15 protein-coding genes and 1 tRNA gene are annotated in these 18,211 nt (G+C 45.6%); 14 read left to right on the top strand and 2 right to left on the bottom strand.

Annotation, left to right across the window (positions count from 1 at the left end; all coding sequences use genetic code 11):
• Nucleotides 1–94 precede the first annotated feature (94 nt).
• Both HYY55_02230 and HYY55_02225 read right to left on the bottom strand, forming a co-directional pair.
• Nucleotides 95–313, bottom strand: a complete 219-nt coding sequence (locus HYY55_02230) for a DUF378 domain-containing protein (GenBank protein QQG45783.1) — start codon at nucleotides 311–313, stop codon at nucleotides 95–97.
• Between the two features lie 182 nt (nucleotides 314–495).
• Nucleotides 496–566 (bottom strand) — tRNA-Gln (locus HYY55_02225).
• Between the two features lie 361 nt (nucleotides 567–927).
• On the opposite strand from HYY55_02225, the gene HYY55_02220 reads away from it, so the two are divergent.
• The 14 genes from HYY55_02220 (at nucleotide 928) to HYY55_02155 (ending at nucleotide 18,189) form a co-directional block, all read left to right on the top strand.
• Complete coding sequence (locus tag HYY55_02220; protein ID QQG45782.1) at nucleotides 928–1,488, top strand: VTT domain-containing protein; 561 nt, start codon at nucleotides 928–930, stop codon at nucleotides 1,486–1,488.
• A gap of 28 nt (nucleotides 1,489–1,516) precedes the next feature.
• Nucleotides 1,517–2,005 carry a hypothetical protein gene (locus HYY55_02215; GenBank protein QQG45781.1) on the top strand — a complete coding sequence of 163 codons (489 nt, stop codon included), beginning with the start codon at nucleotides 1,517–1,519 and terminating at the stop codon, nucleotides 2,003–2,005.
• An 8-nt stretch (nucleotides 2,006–2,013) separates the two neighbouring features.
• A complete protein-coding gene (msrA, locus tag HYY55_02210) occupies nucleotides 2,014–2,571 on the top strand; it encodes a peptide-methionine (S)-S-oxide reductase MsrA (protein QQG45780.1) in 558 nt (185 codons plus the stop codon).
• Between the two features lie 66 nt (nucleotides 2,572–2,637).
• Nucleotides 2,638–3,078: a peptide-methionine (R)-S-oxide reductase MsrB gene (gene msrB, locus HYY55_02205; protein ID QQG46634.1), complete on the top strand. Its 441-nt coding sequence runs from the start codon at nucleotides 2,638–2,640 to the stop codon at nucleotides 3,076–3,078.
• Between the two features lie 144 nt (nucleotides 3,079–3,222).
• On the top strand, nucleotides 3,223–4,128 hold the full coding sequence (locus tag HYY55_02200) for a prohibitin family protein (GenBank protein ID QQG46633.1): 906 nt from the start codon (nucleotides 3,223–3,225) through the stop codon (nucleotides 4,126–4,128).
• 139 nt (nucleotides 4,129–4,267) lie between these two features.
• Nucleotides 4,268–4,981: a hypothetical protein gene (locus tag HYY55_02195; GenBank protein ID QQG46632.1), complete on the top strand. Its 714-nt coding sequence runs from the start codon at nucleotides 4,268–4,270 to the stop codon at nucleotides 4,979–4,981.
• Between the two features lie 540 nt (nucleotides 4,982–5,521).
• Nucleotides 5,522–9,202, top strand: coding sequence for a peptidoglycan-binding protein (locus HYY55_02190; GenBank protein ID QQG46631.1), 3,681 nt, complete (start codon nucleotides 5,522–5,524; stop codon nucleotides 9,200–9,202).
• A 154-nt stretch (nucleotides 9,203–9,356) separates the two neighbouring features.
• The gene (locus HYY55_02185; GenBank protein ID QQG46630.1) at nucleotides 9,357–10,016 is read left to right on the top strand and encodes a tetratricopeptide repeat protein; all 660 of its coding nucleotides are present in this window, start codon (nucleotides 9,357–9,359) and stop codon (nucleotides 10,014–10,016) included.
• A 112-nt stretch (nucleotides 10,017–10,128) separates the two neighbouring features.
• Entirely contained in the window at nucleotides 10,129–10,839 is a 711-nt protein-coding gene (locus tag HYY55_02180) for a transposase (protein QQG46629.1), read from the top strand.
• Between the two features lie 2 nt (nucleotides 10,840–10,841).
• On the top strand, nucleotides 10,842–11,348 hold the full coding sequence (locus tag HYY55_02175) for a hypothetical protein (GenBank protein QQG46628.1): 507 nt from the start codon (nucleotides 10,842–10,844) through the stop codon (nucleotides 11,346–11,348).
• Complete coding sequence (locus HYY55_02170; protein QQG46627.1) at nucleotides 11,327–15,103, top strand: lamin tail domain-containing protein; 3,777 nt, start codon at nucleotides 11,327–11,329, stop codon at nucleotides 15,101–15,103. Before HYY55_02175 ends, HYY55_02170 begins: the two co-directional genes overlap by 22 nt.
• 67 nt (nucleotides 15,104–15,170) lie before the next feature.
• Entirely contained in the window at nucleotides 15,171–16,460 is a 1,290-nt protein-coding gene (locus tag HYY55_02165; protein ID QQG46626.1) for a hypothetical protein, read from the top strand.
• Between the two features lie 61 nt (nucleotides 16,461–16,521).
• Complete coding sequence (nth, locus tag HYY55_02160) at nucleotides 16,522–17,154, top strand: endonuclease III (protein QQG46625.1); 633 nt, start codon at nucleotides 16,522–16,524, stop codon at nucleotides 17,152–17,154.
• Nucleotides 17,155–17,259: 105 nt separating this feature from the next.
• Nucleotides 17,260–18,189: an aminotransferase class IV gene (locus HYY55_02155; GenBank protein QQG46624.1), complete on the top strand. Its 930-nt coding sequence runs from the start codon at nucleotides 17,260–17,262 to the stop codon at nucleotides 18,187–18,189.
• Nucleotides 18,190–18,211: the final 22 nt, after the last annotated feature.

Below are 18,211 nucleotides of genomic sequence, written 5' to 3'. Positions count from 1 at the left end.
AGGTTAAATCTCGGCATTTAAAAAATGCCACTATCATTTTCAACTAAAACCCCCGAATGGTATCGGGGGTTTTAGATTTTTACGGAAGCGAGAGTTACGCTGTCGGATAAGTCGAACAGGATTTGCAGTTTTTATTGTGTCCGAATATTTCGTAAAGCGCTGAAAGGCCGACAAGCACATAGATGAACTTTGAAACCGCGGCAGTTTGTCCGCCGAAAAGCGAGCCGATTTCCCAGTTAAAAAGCGCCAATGCCGCCCAGTTGAGGCCTCCCACAACCAAAAGCAAAAAAGCAATTTTATGTAAAATTTTCATTTATGAAATTTTATTAACATTACTGCTCGACCTTTGCGTCAATTACTCACTTTTATTTTAACTTTTTGGCGGCTATTGCGCCAAAAACTTATTCACACCTTCTTAAAAAATCATTCTTCGGCGATTTGCGATTTTTTTCAACCCCTCGTCTCAAAATTCAGAGTTCGTTGCGTTCAATTCTGCTGCGGGACTAGGACTCGAACCTAGATACCATGCTCCAGAGGCATGTGTCCTACCATTAGACGATCCCGCAATAATAAAATTATAGATTAAAATTATTCTTTTTCAATTAAAATAGCCCTCTCCTGCGGCGGAGAGGGCTATTCTTACTAGGGAGGGTGCATGATGATCGCCTCCGTTGGCCGGCTTGGTTTGGCGGTATGTGGGGCGGGCCTCCGGCGCCGTCCCTGGGGCGCCTCGGAAAATCCTGCCAACCCTGCGGCGTACTGACAGGGTGGCAGTATTAGTGCTCGTTACGGCCAGTGCATTGGGGCCCCTCCTTTCTACAAAGTGTCAATCTTTATTATATTCTTATTCCTGTATTTTGTCAAGTGTACTTAAAAAACCCTTATTTTAGGCCAAAAAACAGAATCCATTTTTAATGTTATACTATAATGATAAAAATAGCAACAAAAATTTTTGTAAGAGGCGGAGCGCTAATTTTGATAATTATCGCGGTTTTTTATCTTGCCCAAATCGCGCGTGAAAACGGCATGGTCAGAGAACTTGTCGCCGATTACGGATATTTCGGGATTTTCGCGGTCGCGGTTTTAAGCGGATTTAATCTCGCTGTTCCCGTGCCGGCCGTGGCGTTTTTGCCCTTGTTTATTGGAGCCGGTCTTAATTTTTGGATAACAATAATTTTGATTACCGTCGGCGTAACCCTAGCCGATTCTTTTACTTATATTGTCGGGCGTCTGGGACGTGAAATAATTGACGACAAGAGAAAGGCGATTGTCGCGCTTGAGCGGGTGGGTGAGCGCCACAAATGGGCGCCGATGATTTTGCTTTTTTTGTTTTCTTCTATTGTTCCTCTGCCAAATGAAATTCTTGTGATGCCGCTTGGTTTTTTGAATTATAAATTCAAAAGAATCTGGCCCGTTATTTTGACTGGAAATTTCGCATTTAACGCGCTTTATTCAACCGGGGTTATAAATTTGTTTGAAATCCTGTAATGTATCAAGTTCGACTTAATATATTTTTATGGTATTAACCACTCATGCCATCGCTGGCGCGGCTGTGGCCAGTTTAAATCCGTCGCGTCCCATCTCCGGTTTTTTTGCCGGTTTTATAGCCCATTTTATTCTGGATGCCATTCCGCATTGGGAATATGAGATTAAATCCGGCTCCATAGACCCCCATATCGGCTCTCGTTTTTTATTTGACCGCGATTTTTTTGGCGATATTTTAAGAATAGGAAGCGACGCGGCACTCGGCATAATCTTGTCGCTTGTTTTATTTTATTCGCCGAATGCGTTTGCGGCTGTTTTAGCTGGCGTCTTGGGCGGAATTACGCCGGACGCGCTCCAGTTTGTCTACGTTCGCATACGCAAAGGTCCCATTATTTATTTGCAGCGCTTCCACGAGTGGATTCATTCTCCTTACAAAAAGTTAAGAGATATGCCCGTTACAGGAATAAGTTTACAAATTGTTATTATTGCCACAATAGTTTTTTTGGTAAAATTGGTATAACTTAAAACATGACGGAAGGCAAAAAAGAGACAATTGTTTTCGGCGGGGGGTGCTTTTGGTGCACCGAAGCGATTTTCAAAATGTTAAAAGGCGTTATATCGGTCCAGCCCGGATATGCCGGCGGTTTTAGGCCCAATCCGACTTATGAGGAGGTATGTTCGGGTAAAACGGGCTACGCAGAAGTAATAAAAATAGAATATGACTCGGCGCAAATATCATTTGAAAAACTTTTAATCGTTTTTTTCTCGGCTCACAACCCAACGACGCTAAACCGGCAGGGGGCGGATGTCGGCACGCAGTATCGTTCGGCGATTTTTTATACGATCAATGCTCAAAAAACAGAAGCCGAAGAATTCATTAAAAAAATTAACGAGTCATCCGCGGAGGGCGCGCCGGTTGTAACCGAAATAAAACCTTTAGATAAATTTTATCCGGCCGAAGATTACCACAAAGATTACTACGCTAAAAACAAATCAGCGTCATATTGCCAGACAGTGATAAATCCGAAATTAGAAAAAGTAAAAGAAAAATTCACCGAATTACTAAAAACTAAAACCAGAAATTAAGTTAACATTCATCAACGGCCGTTGATGAATGTTAATGATAGAAATTAGTAGATTTTAAAAAATAATATGGATGAGAATGAAATAAAAAACAAACTAACCCCAGAACAATATAATGTAATGCGCGAAAAGGGGACGGAGGCGCCGTTTTCCGGAAAACTTTTACATGAAAAAAGAGAGGGGACTTTCAAGTGCGCGGCGTGCGGAAATCCGCTTTTTTCGTCCGATGCCAAGTTTGATTCCGGAACCGGCTTGCCCCGCATTGGCGGTGGCTGGCCGAGTTTTGACCAAGCGCTTCCCGGCGCGGTGGAGTTTAAAAAAGACGATTCCGGAGGGATGGAGCGAGTCGAAGTCGTCTGCGCCAGATGCAAGTCGCATTTAGGCCATGTTTTTGATGACGGGCCGAAAGAAACCACCGGCAAACGCCATTGCATAAATTCAATTTGTCTAAGATTTGCCCCCACGCCTACTTTTCAAAGCGCGAAGCGCAAACGAAGTATTGAAAAGTAGGTGTGGGGGTTTTGGAGAGCAAATAAATAGTAATCACACTTGACAACTTTTTCGGGGTGTGTATAATGCTTTTGGGTTTTGGTTGCCGAAAGCTCGGGGCTTTTGGCGAAGGTAGCACCTTTATTTTTTTGGAGGAAGAAAAGAATGGGTTGGATAGTGGTGATTGTTCTTTTGGGACTGGTTTTTGTTGCTTTTGCTTTCGCACAAAAATTTTTCCCAGAAGACTTGCGTATCCTTCCAAGGCTTGTGCGTTATGTCGTTTTTGCTCTGGCGGGCATCATTACCTTTGTCTCATCTTTTTATCAGATACCGGCCGGGGAGGTTGGCGTGATTTCGGAGTTTGGCGCTATCACGGGACAGATTTCAGAGGGTCCGAAGTTTGTGGCACCATGGAAAAGCGTGTTGAAGGCTAATGTTCGCGTCAGAAGCCACCAACTTAAGAAGCTGGATTCCTTTAGCCGGGAAACGCAGGATGTTTTCGTTGATGCCACATTGAATATTCGTGTGTCGCCTCAGACCATTCAGCAGTTGTATAGGACCGTTGGTCCGGATTATTTCGATGTTCTTGTAAGGCCTCGTGTTGCACAAAATTTTAAGGACGAAACGGTAAAATACAATAGCGTGGACATCGCCCCAAACCGCGAAAAAATCAGGAAGACAGTCCGCGAACGCCTTGAAAGAGAACTCTCGCCCTATTCTATCGAAGTGGTTGACTTGCTGCTGGATAACATTGATTTCCGTAAAGCATTCAAGGAGTCCATTGAGGCCAAACAGATTGCCACGCAAAAAGCTCTTGAGGAAGAACAAAAGGTCAAAGCCAGCAGATTCGTAGCTCTACAGGTTATTGAAAAAGCCAAGGGCGAAGGGCAGGCGACTCTAGAGCGCGCAACCAAGCAGGCCGAAGCCAATGCCAAGCTGGCTGCCTCTTTGACTCCGGCGCTGATACAGTGGCAGATGATCCAGCGCTTGAGCGATAAGGTCAGTTTAATCATGATTCCGCCGGGCCAGAGTTTTATTCTTGACCCGAAGGTTTTAACCCCCAAAAAGTAGAAAGCAAAAAACACATTTTTAGTGGCGGACTCAATTGAGTCCGCTATTTTTCTTCGTGCAGAACCGAGTTCTGACGCAGAACTCGGTTCTGCACGTTTTGGATTTGCAAAAAATTTTGGGGCGTTTAGAATTATAAACAATGTCTGGCGAAAAAAATGGTCACCTGGAACAAATTTACGAACGCTCGCAAAAATTGACCGAGGCGCTTTATCGGGTGACCGATCTTTTTTCGGATTCGGAGCCCTTAAAATGGCTTTTGCGCCGCGAGGGTTTGGAAATTTTTGAATCGCTTTTAAAAGTAAAAACCGCTCCTCCCAATGACAGGGTGCGGCAGATTGACCGGGTAACTGAAAAAATAAATCAATCGGTCAGGGTTTTTGAGCTTGCGGCTTCAGGGTCTTTTATATCAGATGCCAATTTTCAGGTGTTAAAAAGAGAATACAAAAGTCTATCTGACCATCTAATTGAGAAAAGATATGATATTTTGCCAGAGCCGTCGGCTGTTGGGCATATCGGACATAAATCTATTGGACAAATATCTAATGGACAACAAGAACAAGATAATCAAAGCTTAACTCTTGAAAACCATAAAATAACTGAAATAACCGAAAATAAAAAGGATAATGGGAATAATGAGAATAATGAGGTGAAGGAGGGTAATGGTGAAAGACGAGAGGAAATAATCTCTTTTATAAAAGAGAAAGATTGGGTTAGCGTAGGGGAGCTGGCAGGCGTGTTTAGGGGGCGGATAGGCGAGAAAACTTTACAGCGGGATTTGGTTGGAATGGCCGGCGAAGGTCTTTTGCTAAAAGAAGGCGAAAAAAGATGGCGCCGATATAAATTAGCGGGTTGACACAATACATATATTATACTTATTTTTTGTCCCCTTATTGACTTGAAGGGGGCTTTTTAGTAGCCTAAAGAAACCCCAATTTTGCCTTCCAAAGTTATCCACATATGGCTATTTTGCCAGGCTTGAAATGGGGAATTATAATAAGAGTTAATGCAGATTATCAGAAATGGATGCAAGGTTGTTTGAGGTGCAGAGCGTATTTCAAAGCCAGACAATGGCTCGATTTGACGTATTCGTTTGAGAGACCGCATAGAGAACTTTGATAATTTAATAACGCGACTGAAATGATTGATGATCTGAGAAAGAAAAATTAAATTGCTTTAAAGTTGAGGTTTGGTCCGGTCGATTAAATGTATTCCGTACGCCATTTGGCGGGGTTACGTTGATAAGGATAGGCCTCATTTACCGAAAGTTTACCAGTTTGGATTATTTAAAAAGAGAGAATCTTAACTTTGTCGAGGTTAAGTATTTACTCTCTGAAGATTTTTTGAAATCTCGCTAGCGCGGGATGAAGAAGAATCAATTAATGAAAATTTATTTATGAGTAAATTAATTGCAAAACACAAAAAAGTGGCTTCGGCCATTGTTTCTGTGTCAACTGCGATTTTATTGGCGGGTTCCGCTTTGGTTCCGGTCGCGAGCGCGGCTTTAACCGAGGCTCAGATCCAGTCAATTATTTCGCTGTTGCAGTCGTTTGGAGCTGACCAAACCACGGTCAATAACGTTAACTTGTCATTGCGCGGTCAAGCTACAAGCGGCACAGTTTCTGCCGGAGCTTGCAGTTTCGCCAACGACCTGACAGTGGGTTCTAAAGGCGATGATGTAACTTGCTTGCAGAACTATCTGACCGGTACCGGCCACTTCACATTTTCGGGTGGCGCAACCGGATACTTTGGTTCTGTAACACAGTCGGCGGTTGCCGCTTGGCAGGCAGCTAACGGAGTGTCTCCGGCTGTCGGATATTTTGGTTCAATTTCGCGAGCCAAATATAACGCGGTTGCCGGAACGGTTGTAACAACTCCGACTACGCCGACAACTCCAACAACCCCAACCACTCCGGTCGTTGTTCCGGCTGGAAGCGGATTGACGGTTACTGCCGGCACACAGCCGGTAGCAAGTTTGTTTCCGGTTAACTCCACGCGCGTTCCATTCACGGTTGTTAATTTCACCGCGTCTTCTGACGGAGATGTAACGGTGGATTCACTCACGATTGAAAGAACCGGTCTTGCACAGGACGCCGCGTTTGCTGGACTCATCTTGATGGATGATCAGGGAACGCAGGTTGGTCTTGTAAAAACATTGAATTCCGTTCATCAGGCAACTTTGACCGAGGACTTTGTTGTTAAAGCCGGTCAAACCAAAACGATGGTTGTCGGCGGAAACGCTCAAACATCGGGTGGCGGATACGGCGGACAGATTGCGTATCTTTCGATAAGCGCTGTTGCCGCGAACGCCGCTGTTAACGGCACATTCCCGATTACCGGCGCGGGCCACACGGTTAACGAAACATTAACCATTGGAACGGTTCCTGGTCCTGCTCGCGGTTCATTAGACCCGGGTTCATCCCAGACCAAAGAAGTTGGGACAACGGGTTATACTTTCTCGTCAGTTAAATTCACCGCCGGTTCTGCCGAAGATGTTTACATTAAATACATCAGGTGGTACCAGTCGGGCTCGGCTTCCAAGGATGACTTGGCAAATGTCAAGGTTCATGCCAATGGAAGCGTTTATGACCCGACAGTGAGCGCCGACGGAAAGTATTACACCACTGTATTTACTGAAAACAGCGGGAAGGGGCTTTTGATGCCTAAAGGATTCTTCAAAGAAATATCAATTAAAGGCGATATTTCAGGCGGTTCAAACCGAAATATTGACTTTGATATTCAGAAACGAACTGATGTCGCGTTTGTCGGCGCGCTCTATGGATACGGATTAACTCCTCCGCTTGATTCCGCGGCCGCCGCAACTGACGGCGCGGACTTTAACAACGCGGACGACCCGTACTATGACGCCGCCCAGGTTACGATTTCAACGGGAAGTATGACTGTTTCCACCAACTCTGTTTTGGCGCCTGCCCAGAACGTTGCCATTAACTTGGCAAACCAGCCGTTGGGCGCTTTCACGGTTGATGTGAGAGGCGAGCCAATTTCTGTTGCGGCAATGCACTTCAACGTTCACCTTGAAAACGAGGCGTCCGGAGAAGACGCGGACGACATCACCAGTGTTTCCTTGTATGACGAAAATGGAGCGGTTATTGCCGGACCAGTTGATGGAGTTGCCACGGAAGGCAATGCTTCAGGTGCCGCGGGTACCGCAACAGGTGAAATTCAATTCTCTGACACCGTTACTTTCCCAGTCGGAGTCCACTCATACATTTTGAAAGGCAAGATTGGAACTGACCTGGAAAACGATGATACATTTCAGGCATCCACCACTCCTTCGGCTTGGGGCACTGTTACCGGACAGGTTACCGGCAACACCATTACTCCGAGTCCGTCCTCGCCTTTGACTTTCAGCTTGATGACAGTCAAATCCGGAGCGTTGACGGTTTCGGTTTCAAGCATTCCAATCGCGCAAACCGTAATTCAGGGAGCTTCGCAATTTGTCTTTGCCAACTACATTCTTGATGTAACTGCTTCTGGTGAAGACATTCGTATCACCAGTTTGCCGGTTGTCTATGATATGGTTTCGACCGGCGCGGTAACCGACCTTACCAATTGTAAGATGTACGACGGCTCTACGGTTGTTAACTCGGCAAACATTAAGAATCCGACTACGGAGGGTTCTTCAACCAGCTTCACTTTTGACGGTTCAGGACTTACTCTTGCCAAAGGAACTTCAAAAACGCTCGTCTTAAAATGTGATGTTTCCGGTTCTGCCGCAAGCGGCGCCATTTATGCTTGGGGTCTTAATAATGGCGAAACCTTTACCGGCGCCACAGGACTTACCAGCGGACAAACCGTGGATGAGACCTTCACTGATTCTGATGGACAAAGAATGACTATTGCTACCGGAGGTTCCCTTTCTGTCGCATTGGATGCCGGAAGCCCGGGATATAAGCTTGTAAATGCCGGCTCAACCGGAGTGATTCTTTCACAGATTCGCTTTAGCGCCTCAGACGAAAACATTGAGCTCAAACAAGTAGCGCTTCAGCTTACCGGCGGAGCCTCAAACTCTCCGACCAGCCTTGTTGAACGAAAGGTGACTTTGTGGGATGGCTCAACGCAAGTGGGTGAAGCGGTATTTCCTTCATCTGACTACGCGACATCCAGCGCGCTTACCGGTTTTGTTATTCCTAAAGACAGCTCTAAAGTGCTGATCATAAAAGGAGACATTTCCGCGCTAACAAATAGCGGGCCAATCACTGCTTCAGGTGAATTCTTGAAAGTTGATTATGACGGCAACAATGAGGGAACCAACGGAAACTACGGAGTTGGTGTGGCGTCCGGAAGCAACATTACGCCTTCCGCCAACGACACTTCTTCTACCGGCATCCGTATTAACAAGGCCTACCCGACATTTGTTAAACTTGCCGTTCCGAACAACTCTTTGACAGTCGGAACCCAGTCAGGCAAAACTCTGTATCGTTTCAGCGTTACCGCAACCGGCGGAGATGTTGCGTTCTACAAGTGGACCTTCACAATCGGTTCATCCTCTGTTACGGCAACAACTTCAACATACGGCCTGTATGCCTACACCGACAGCGGTCTATCAACCGTTGATTCCTCTTTCACAACCGATGGTTTAGTGAACTACGGAAACTGTGTCAATGGACGAAATGCGATTACTGAAACGGCTCAGACACCGAGCGCCAATGACAGCCCATTAGTTATTGAAGTTTACCCTGACAAAGGCACGGTTACTTGCAATGCCACAACCACTTATGTTGTTCCTTCAGGCATTACCAGATACTTTGATTTCAGAGCGACCGTGGCTAATGTTGAATCGGCTACAGGCGTTGAAACAATTAGCGCCCAGCTTGACGGCGATGCCGCGTACCCGTCTGCGTTTACCGGTTCTGATTTAGCGTCAGAAACTGCTGGTAATATGTTCACCGCCTCTACGACAGCTAAGGAAAGTACGCATAATGACTTGGTCTGGTCGCCTCGCTCAACATCAACGTCCGCGAGCATCTATGATCTTGACTGGACGAACGGTTATGCCCTTCCTGGCCTGCCGGGAACGAATATGACCACCGAGTACTTCACAAGCCCCAACTAATCAATCCTTGTGGATTAGCTAAGGCTACGAAAAACCCCCCGCAGTTGCGGGGGGTTTTTCTATTTCCGATTCCGAACTCGGTTCGTGCCGAACCGAGTTCGGATTTTGAGGAGGGGGGGTTGCACAAAATTTTCCAAATGCTAAAATATTCCTTATGAACTTAAAATTTAAACCGCTTTTGCCTTTATTTTTACTTGTTATTGTCGCAGTGGCCGGATATTTCATCTGGCGCGACCAGAAAGTTCCGTTACCCTTGCCTCCGCCGCTATTCGAACCAGAACCCGAGTCCGAACCGAGTTCTGCAGCTGCCGAACTCGGTTCGGAATCTGCCGTAATTGACAAGAATATCCCTGATTTAGAGAGGCCTATTAAGGTTGTGGTTGGTATTTCGAAGGAAAGACGCCAACAACTGATTTTAGACATACAGGAGGTTTCTTTAATGCTGAAGGGTAATTATAACTATCTGCAGGGTTGGCTTCAATTGGGTATTTTGAGAAAGTCCGCGGGCGACTATGAAGGAGCGATTGAAGCGTGGAGTTTTGCGGGCATTATTCGTCCCAACATAGCCACATCTTTTTTAAATTCGGCCGATCTCTACGCTTATTACATTCATAATAATCAGAAGGCGGAGGAAAGTTTCTCAAAAGCTATTCAAGCCGAGCCCAAGAACGGCTTTGTTTATTATCAAATGGCCGGATTTTATAGGGAAGTAATGGGGGATATAAGTAGGGCTAGGGAAGTTTTAGAACAAGGCATTTCCGCCGGCGCCGACCCCACCGGCGACATCCAATTGTTTCTAGATTCGCTCCAATAGTTTATTCGATCCGAACCGAGTTCAGTCCGAACTCGGTTCGGATGGACATATTCACAACTTATCCACAGTTTTGTCAGAACCGAGTTCTGACAGTGTGTTAGAGTTTAGGGCAATGCGTGATATTGATTTTGTAGAGGGGGAAATATACCACATTTTTACCAGAGGCGTGGAAAAGCGCACTATATTTGAAGATGACTTTGATAGACGTAGATTTGCAACTATTTTATTCTATTTGAACGATGCCTCCGGCAAGCCAGCGCGTCAAATGCAGAACTCGGTTCCGACTCTGACGGATTCCGACAAGGAACCAATGGTTGAGATATTAAGCTGGTGTTTTATGCCAAATCATTTTCATCTCTTGGTGAAAGAACTGAAAGAAGGAGGCATAAGCGCTTTTCTGCACCGTCTTCAGGTAAGCCACGCTTTGTACTTTAATACTAAATATAAACGCTCGGGGCCGCTCTTTAGCGGCAAATTTAAGGCGGTGCATATAGGCGGAGACAAACATTTTACGCATGTAAGCCGATATATTCATCTGAATCCTTTAGAATTATTTGACCCGATGTGGAAAGAGAGGGGATATGTTGAGGATAAAGTGGGGGCGGAAAAGTTTTTAAAGGAGTACAAGTGGTCTAGTCTGCCTGATTACCTTGAACAAGGAACAAAATTTGCGTCACTTATTGATAAAAGTATGGTGATGGAGTATTTTGATAACAGCGTTGAGGATTATTGGAAATTTATAAGTGAATGGATAAACCGGCCCAAGTCCGAACTCGGTTCGGAATCCGAACCGAGTTCGGACTTGGACTTGGAGGGGAATTAAATATGATAAATAAGACGTCTTTGAAGTTTATTGGGGGGTTTGTTTTGATTGTTGTTTTGGTATTGGCAGTGCTTTATTTTTTGAACTATTATTTTAGTCCCGAACAGAAAGCCCTGCGTTACTACGCGGATCTTGAAAAACAATATGCCAACGATACTTATGGCGGACAAACCCCAGAAGAGACCCTTCAATTATTTATTGATGCCCTGAAAGCCGGCGATATAGAATTGGCGAGCAAATATTTTGTGGTGGAGAAACAGGGGGAGTGGTTACAGAAGCTTCAAGTTACTAAAGAGAAAAATGGTCTTACGGATTTTGTGAAACTAATTGGAGAATCTAAAATCAAAAGTTTGGATAGCAACTCAGCAATTTTTAATTATGAAATAGAAAGCGGGGGAGGTAGTGTAAATGTTGGAGGAAAAGAGTTCAGTGTGCCATCAGGTGTTTATACACAAACGATAAGTTTTAGTAAAAATGAGAATAGTGTATGGAAAATTATAGATATGTAAAAAGAGCCACGATTTTTTCAACCGCGGTCACAATTCTTTTGTTGTGGCCGTTTTTTGTTTTGGCTTATAGCGACCAAACAACGCACCCGGCTTTAACCCAGGAAACCATTAATTTTTTTAATCTGAACTTTACGGAATTGTCATTTACTGATGCGGAAAAAGAATTAGTAAAGCGGGGCAGTATTGATGAAGACGCTGCGCCTCGCTGGCTGCGTCATTTTTACGACCCGGTTTATGAAAGGGGGCTTTGGGGGCAGTTAAGCTCAAAGGACTGGGCCAAAGCCACTTTTGACCAGGCGGGTTTTGCTTCAGTCGGCCTTGGTGAAGTAAAAGAGCTGTATTCTGCTGACTCTGATTATTCTTGGGAGCGCGCGATTTATGAATACGCTTGGGGTGATAAAGAGAGAGGATTAAAAACACTAGGCCATATTTTGCATTTGATACAGGATGCGAGCGTTCCCGACCACACTCGTAATGACCCGCATCCGCCTGTTTTGGATTTGGGAAGTCCGTATGAACATTGGACAAAACAATTTGATATACAAAATATAGACATAGTTTCAAAGTTAAAAGGTCAAAGACCGATTATTTTTACAAATCTGGATGAATATTTTAATAATTTAGCCAAATATTCAAATAATAATTTTTTTAGTAGAGATTCTATAGAAAATTACGATTTGCCCAAACCTATTAGAATTGGGGTAGAAATTATTGGTGGGGAAACCATTCTTTTTATGTATGGGCTAGATGAAAAAGTCGATGAGTTTCGTCTGGCAAAAGTTTTTCAAGATCCAACAAACCCAGATAATTATTTAGTTTTTGTTGATAATACAAGCGAACTACTTGGAGATTACTGGTCTCGTCTTTCCAAACAAGCTGTTTTGCACGGGGCGGGCGTCATAAAACTATTTTTTGACGAAATTGAGAAAGAAAAAGAAACAAAAGTTTTATACAACAAAAATAAAACTTGGGCGCAGAAAATTTTTGATAATACAAAAAATAAAATTTTTAGTTTTGCCGCCACATTTTACGGTTCAAGCGTAACGTCGGCAGATTTAGAAAACGATTTGGAAGTTCGACTTCCAAGCGGACAGAAAGCGGTTGTTGCTACGCAGATTTTAGGTGAAGGGGTCGAAGAGGTTGAAAGGGACGAAAAGAGAGAGGAGGCAGAAAGAAACGAGGGTGTAGAAGTGGCTGAAAATGAAGAGGGGGTTGAGGTGGGGGGGATTGAAGTGGTTGATGTTGAAACCGAAGAGGTTGAAGGGGGCGAAGAGAATGGCGGCAAGAAAAAAGCGGCGGAAAATAATGGCATCCGTGACCAATACGGTTTGGTCGCGCTTCCTTCGGGAGGGGGCGCCATTGGCGGAGGAGGTTCGTCCAACTTGGCTTCACCGGAACCGGAGCCGGAAGAGCCAGCCGATACAACCTCACCCGACTTAAATTTTTCAATAATAGAATGCGCAAGCTCGTTTTCGTCAGGGTGCCTTTCAACTTCAACTGCGGCAACCCTGCAATGGTCGTCAACGGCCGAAGACCTCGCAAGTTATGAATTAAACTGCGAAACAAACGGCGCGTCTTGCGTCGGTTTTCCAAAAACATTCGGCGCGACTTCAAGCGTTGAAACATCGGAACTTTTAAACGATTTCACGGCATACACTTTCACGGTTAAGGCCGCCGACGCGGCAGGCAATCAAATAGAAATATCAAAAACCATAGAAACCGCCTCCCTTCCGGTAGTCATAAACGAAATCGCCTGGATGGGCACGGCGTCATCAACCGAAGACGAATGGCTTGAATTGAAGAACAATTCGGCGCAAAACATTGATTTTGCCGGCTTGTGGATTTTAAGAGCCGAGGATAACACTCCGTCAATAACTTTAACCGGCACGGTTTCCGCGGGCGGATATTATCTTTTGGAGCGGAAAGACGATTTGACCGTAAGCGATGTCGCCGCAGATCAGACGCCATACGGCAATGACGGCGCAAGTTGGGCGCTGAATAACGGCGGCGAGCGCCTGTTTCTTGAGCGCGTTATAAGCGGCGCGACCTCAACTGTTGACGAGGTCGCGAATTGTTCCAACTGGTGCGCGGGCGATAATACTGCCAAAAAAACAATGGAGCGCGTTGATTCCAAAACCGCGGGTACAAGTGCTGTAAATTGGGCTACCGCTATCGGCGAATTTATTTTAAACGGCGTTGATGCTTCGGGTCAGCAAATAAAAGGCACGCCAAAATCAAAAAACAGCGTCAGTTTTTTGGTAAGCGTTCAGACAACAATTTCTTCCGACAAAACTCTTACCAAACAAAATTCCCCGTATCTTATCGGCCGTGATGACATAACTGTCGCGGCGGGCTCAACTCTAACAATTGAGCCGGGAGTAGTGATAAAATTCGTTACGCTGAGCGAACCCTCGCTTATAATTTCAGGAAAAATTATCGCCGATGGCACGGCGGCCAGTCCCATTGTTTTTACCGCCTTTGAAGACGATGATTACGGCGGAGACATGAACGGTGATGGAATATGCGATCCGTCAAACGCTTCCTCAACCGCTGTCTGTCCCGTAGCGGGCAGCTGGCAGCAGATTTTAATTCAATCAACCAGCCAGAATTCCTCATTTGCCAACGCCATTATTCGCTATGGCGGCAGATGGTTTTCAAATTCCACTTATAAAGCGATGGTCGCAGTTGATAATACGAACGCGACTTTTGACGCCGTTACCGTTGAATATTCAAACGGCCACGGGCTTTGGCTGCAGCAGAATTCGGTAAGCTCCGTTTCAAATAATTCTATTTTTAGAAACAGCACAAATTCCGATTCCGGTCTTAGTCCGGGAGCGGCGGGCTTAAGAGTTGCGGGCGGCTCGCCGACCATCAACGGAAATACTTTTGAAAATAATCGTTATGGGATTTACATTTCATCCGCGCCGCAAGCAATCATTTCTTCAAATACTTTTAACAATAATTCTGTTTCGGCCGTTGAAAGTTCGGGCGCAGTCGCCTCATTCAGCGCAAATAGCGGCTCCGGAAACGCGTTTAACGCCGTAGTTCTTACGGGCGACATAACTTCAAGCGCGGTCGGAACGACGACTCTTAAATCCAATTCACTTGCGTATCTGATTAAAAATGAAGTTAATGTGCTTGCCAGCACAACCCTGGCTTTTGAGCCGCAGATTGTCGTGAAGGGTCATGCCGATTTTAATAATGCTGCCGGAAAGTTAACAATCAAAAACGGCGGGAAAATATTCTCCAACAATTCAAGCGCGTCCGATCTTATTTTTACTTCGCTTTATGACGACAGCGCGGGCGGCAATACCGACAATGCTGTAAATATTCCGCTGGCGGGCGATTGGTATGGAATCGTGATTGAAGACGGCGGTATTTTGGATATGAAGGGTTTTACTTTACGCTACGCCGGCGGAAAGACGACCGGTATTAACACGGATAATAAGGCCGGTCTTTGGATCGCGGCCGACGCGGCTAAAATTGATACGGCCGTTACGGAAAATAATTTCCAAAACGGAATTCGTTTCGCGCCGACCGCCAATTTGTTTTCCGTTAAAAATACAACGATACGTAACCACACCCAGAAAGTCACGGGTGTCGCCGCGGGATTAAGAGTCGTCGGCGCCGACGGGACACTGGAAAACATGACTTTTTCCGGAAATGAAAAAGATATCGCGGCTTCAAGCGGCTACTCAATTGATATGTCAGGATGCAACTGCGGTTCGCCCTCAACCGACCCCAATCCGCTATAATCTTTACTTTTTTACGCCGCTCAATTAGGATAAGCGAGGTTGTTTTTTATATGAAAGAAAGGAGGCAGTGGTGCTTCAAATCCCGCATTACAAAGTGCGAAAATTAAGACCGGTTCTTGATTTTCCCGCTGACGAATTTGGACCGGAAGCCGTGCACGAAGTTTTCGATCCTCGTAAATCAGCCAAACAAGAAAAAATCGGCTGGCTTGTCGTTGATAACACTTGGCGCAGTCCTACCGGCACCGGCAAGGGCGGAACGGCTATGTATCGTGGATGCGACCTCGCAATTACTCTTGGTAAAGGACGGGTCATGACCTGGAAACAGGTTCTTTGCGTGCCGATCGGCGAGAAACCGGAATATGACCCATGGGGAGGCATAAAAGGCGGAATTGATTTTGAGTCCGGCCATCCTCGGCAGGTGACACTAATTGCCAAAGCAGTGCTTCGCGGATGGGCACGAGCGCTTTTTGAGGCCGACCTTATTAAAATAGGCGATACACCGGGTAAATACATTTTTGGACTCGATGTGGGTCTTGGCGAATGGGCGGCGCGAGAGGTGGTAGATGAATTAGGTGATAGGCGCGTATCTACCGGCAAGCCGCGGGATCTCGGCGGAATTCCTTATGATGAAATGGGAATTACCGGCGTTGCTTCTATTGAAGCGCTGATCGCGATGTGTGAATACGCGGGCGTTGAATTTCATTCTTCAAAAACGACTATGGCTATTCAAGGTTTTGGCGCAGTCGGTCAGGGATTTATGAAGGGGCTTAAGGAGTTTCGCGTCGGCGAGCGGCCGACAGTAACTATTATTGCCGACCCAAGATTCGGAGGAGTAATTCAGTGCCATTTCATTGCCGGAGGTTTTGAACCAGTCGGAACTCTTGATCTCATTTCGCGTAACAGCGATCTTCGCGGATATTCGTTTGCGACCGGTCGTTTGAATCCCGGCGAAGAACTTTTTGCCGATGTTGACATACTAGCGCTGGCCTCAAGCGAACCGCGCCAGATTCATGAGGATAATGTAGGAAAAATTCGCGCTCGGGTAATTTTACAGGGGGCGAATCTTGGAGTTACGGAATCGGCTGAGCGGGCGCTTTGGGAAAGAGGAAAAATTATCGTACCCGGTTTTGTTGTCAATGCCGGCGCCTCGGGCGCGTCCTATGTGGAATATGCCGGCGGCACTCCTGAAGAGGGTTTGGATTATGCCAAGCGGGTTGTCGGGCATAATACCCGTTTTGTTCTTGAAGAAGCGAAGCGGACCGTCCGCGATCCGCGCTCCATCGCGCTTGAGATTGCAAAAAGGGAAGTGTGGAGAGCTCGTCCGCCGCGTCACATTGAACGAGCCATCCTATCTTAATTTTTGAAAATAGCGACCTATTTTTTCCGGTCGCTTTTTTGTTTAAAATATAAATATACATATGAATAAAAAGAAAAAGGCCGCGGAAATTTTGCGTCGGCTTAAAAAATTTTACCCCGGCGCCAAAATCCGGCTTAATTATGGCAACCATATCCAGCTTTTGGTCGCGGTAATACTTTCGGCGCAATGCACGGATAAAAAAGTTAACGAGGTAACGGAAAAACTTTTCAAAAAATATAAAACCGCTCGCGATTTCGCCTGCGCCAATCGCGCGCGGTTTGAACAAGAAATAAAATCAACCGGATTTTATAGAGCCAAAGCCAAGAGCATAATGGGCGCTACAAAAATTATTGATGAAAAATACGGCGGAAAACTTCCAAAGAGCATGGCCGAGATGGTCAAACTTCCGGGCGTTGGGCGAAAGACCGCAAACATTGTTTTGGGCAACGCCTACGGAATTGTTGAAGGCATTGCGGTTGATACGCATGTGCGCCAATTCGCCAATTACTGCGGACTATCAAGCCATTATGACCCCGTAAAAATTGAGCAGGATTTGATGAAATTATTCCCGAAAAAAGATTGGTTTAATTTGACCTATATGATTATTGAATACAATAGAGCAATGAAAAATAAAGCGAATCGCCAAAAAGCGGGAGCGATTTTGAAAGACATTTGCCCTGGAGCGCCCCGCTAGAACGGGGCAAGCCCCGCTAGAACGGGGCAAGCCGGATTGACGCCGGCACAAATCTATATTAACTTTTCTCTAGAGCGATTTTCCACCTTCATTTAAGGAGGAAAAATGGAAAAAGGGCCGGCAGCAGGGAGATTCGTACTCATCGGAAGAGTTATTCATGATACCGAAGGTTTGCGTAGATCATATGTGGGCGTGCCTTTTAATGATCTTGGTTCTCTTCGCGGCTGGGCGGTTTTGGAGGTTGTGGAGGCCAGAGGACGAAATATTTTTCACTGGCTAGACCATTTTCAACGCCTTCAATGCTCCGCAAAAGAAGCAATTATAGACCTTTCAAAAATTGAAGTTATCGCAAGCGTAGATCTGGAAGCGCGGCTCGGCGAACTGCTTGAAAAAAACGGCTTTGAAGAATCAATTATACATCTGCACTGCACAGCCGGTAAAACTTTAGACGGCTGGAATCCGGTTGGCTCACCACTGCTATATGCCCGTGTTTTCCGCCTGAAAAGAAAAGAAGGTTTCGCGCGTCTGGCGACGCGAAAATTTGAAAGGCAGTTGGCTGAAGTAAAAAGGCCGGATTATTTTTTCGGCGCGAGAGAACGATTTTTAGTATCACAGCCGGATTCGGAAGGAAAAGTTCCTTATCATGATATTTTGTATTTAGGTCCGGACGGGGAAATACTTGAGACAACCGGTTCTAATGTTTGTTTTGTGTTTAAGAATGGAGTGGTGATTGCGCCGCCGCTTTCTGGCGATTCGGGCCGGCCCCAGGTCTTGGACGGCATTACTCTGAAAGTGGTTCTGGAAATTGTGGAAAAAAACTCTCCAACGGCCTTTTGGGCCAAAAGAGAGCCAATATCCGTTTATTATCTTAAGCAGTATATGGATAAGTTGGACGGCGCACTCATGACTTCCACGACCGGGATTATCCCCATTGAAAAAATAGACGACCTTGAAATTCCGGTGGGACCCTTGACCCTGAAACTGCAGCAGATGTTTAATAAATATCGCGAGGATTATTACGCAAGACGTAGCTAATATTTTTTCCCGTTGCTCAAAG

Source organism: Candidatus Niyogibacteria bacterium, from assembly GCA_016432485.1.
Taxonomy (GTDB): Bacteria; Patescibacteriota; Minisyncoccia; order HO2-45-28; family HO2-45-28; genus HO2-45-28.
The sequence above is the reverse complement of the archived record's forward strand: the minus strand, read 5'-3'. Positions and strand labels throughout refer to the sequence as shown.

Excerpts from the sequence above, each read along its gene's own strand:
- HYY55_02170 (QQG46627.1), top strand. The coding sequence starts at position 11,327 with ATGGAAAATTATAGATATGTAAAAAGAGCCACGATTTTTTCAACCGCG.
- HYY55_02200 (QQG46633.1), top strand. The coding sequence starts at position 3,223 with ATGGGTTGGATAGTGGTGATTGTTCTTTTGGGACTGGTTTTTGTTGCT.
- HYY55_02190 (QQG46631.1), top strand. The coding sequence starts at position 5,522 with ATGAGTAAATTAATTGCAAAACACAAAAAAGTGGCTTCGGCCATTGTT.
- msrB (QQG46634.1), top strand. The coding sequence starts at position 2,638 with ATGGATGAGAATGAAATAAAAAACAAACTAACCCCAGAACAATATAAT.
- HYY55_02220 (QQG45782.1), top strand. The coding sequence starts at position 928 with ATGATAAAAATAGCAACAAAAATTTTTGTAAGAGGCGGAGCGCTAATT.
- HYY55_02230 (QQG45783.1), bottom strand. The coding sequence starts at position 313 with ATGAAAATTTTACATAAAATTGCTTTTTTGCTTTTGGTTGTGGGAGGC.
- HYY55_02175 (QQG46628.1), top strand. The coding sequence starts at position 10,842 with ATGATAAATAAGACGTCTTTGAAGTTTATTGGGGGGTTTGTTTTGATT.
- HYY55_02155 (QQG46624.1), top strand. The coding sequence starts at position 17,260 with ATGGAAAAAGGGCCGGCAGCAGGGAGATTCGTACTCATCGGAAGAGTT.
- HYY55_02180 (QQG46629.1), top strand. The coding sequence starts at position 10,129 with ATGCGTGATATTGATTTTGTAGAGGGGGAAATATACCACATTTTTACC.
- HYY55_02195 (QQG46632.1), top strand. The coding sequence starts at position 4,268 with ATGTCTGGCGAAAAAAATGGTCACCTGGAACAAATTTACGAACGCTCG.
- HYY55_02185 (QQG46630.1), top strand. The coding sequence starts at position 9,357 with ATGAACTTAAAATTTAAACCGCTTTTGCCTTTATTTTTACTTGTTATT.
- HYY55_02215 (QQG45781.1), top strand. The coding sequence starts at position 1,517 with ATGGTATTAACCACTCATGCCATCGCTGGCGCGGCTGTGGCCAGTTTA.
- nth (QQG46625.1), top strand. The coding sequence starts at position 16,522 with ATGAATAAAAAGAAAAAGGCCGCGGAAATTTTGCGTCGGCTTAAAAAA.
- msrA (QQG45780.1), top strand. The coding sequence starts at position 2,014 with ATGACGGAAGGCAAAAAAGAGACAATTGTTTTCGGCGGGGGGTGCTTT.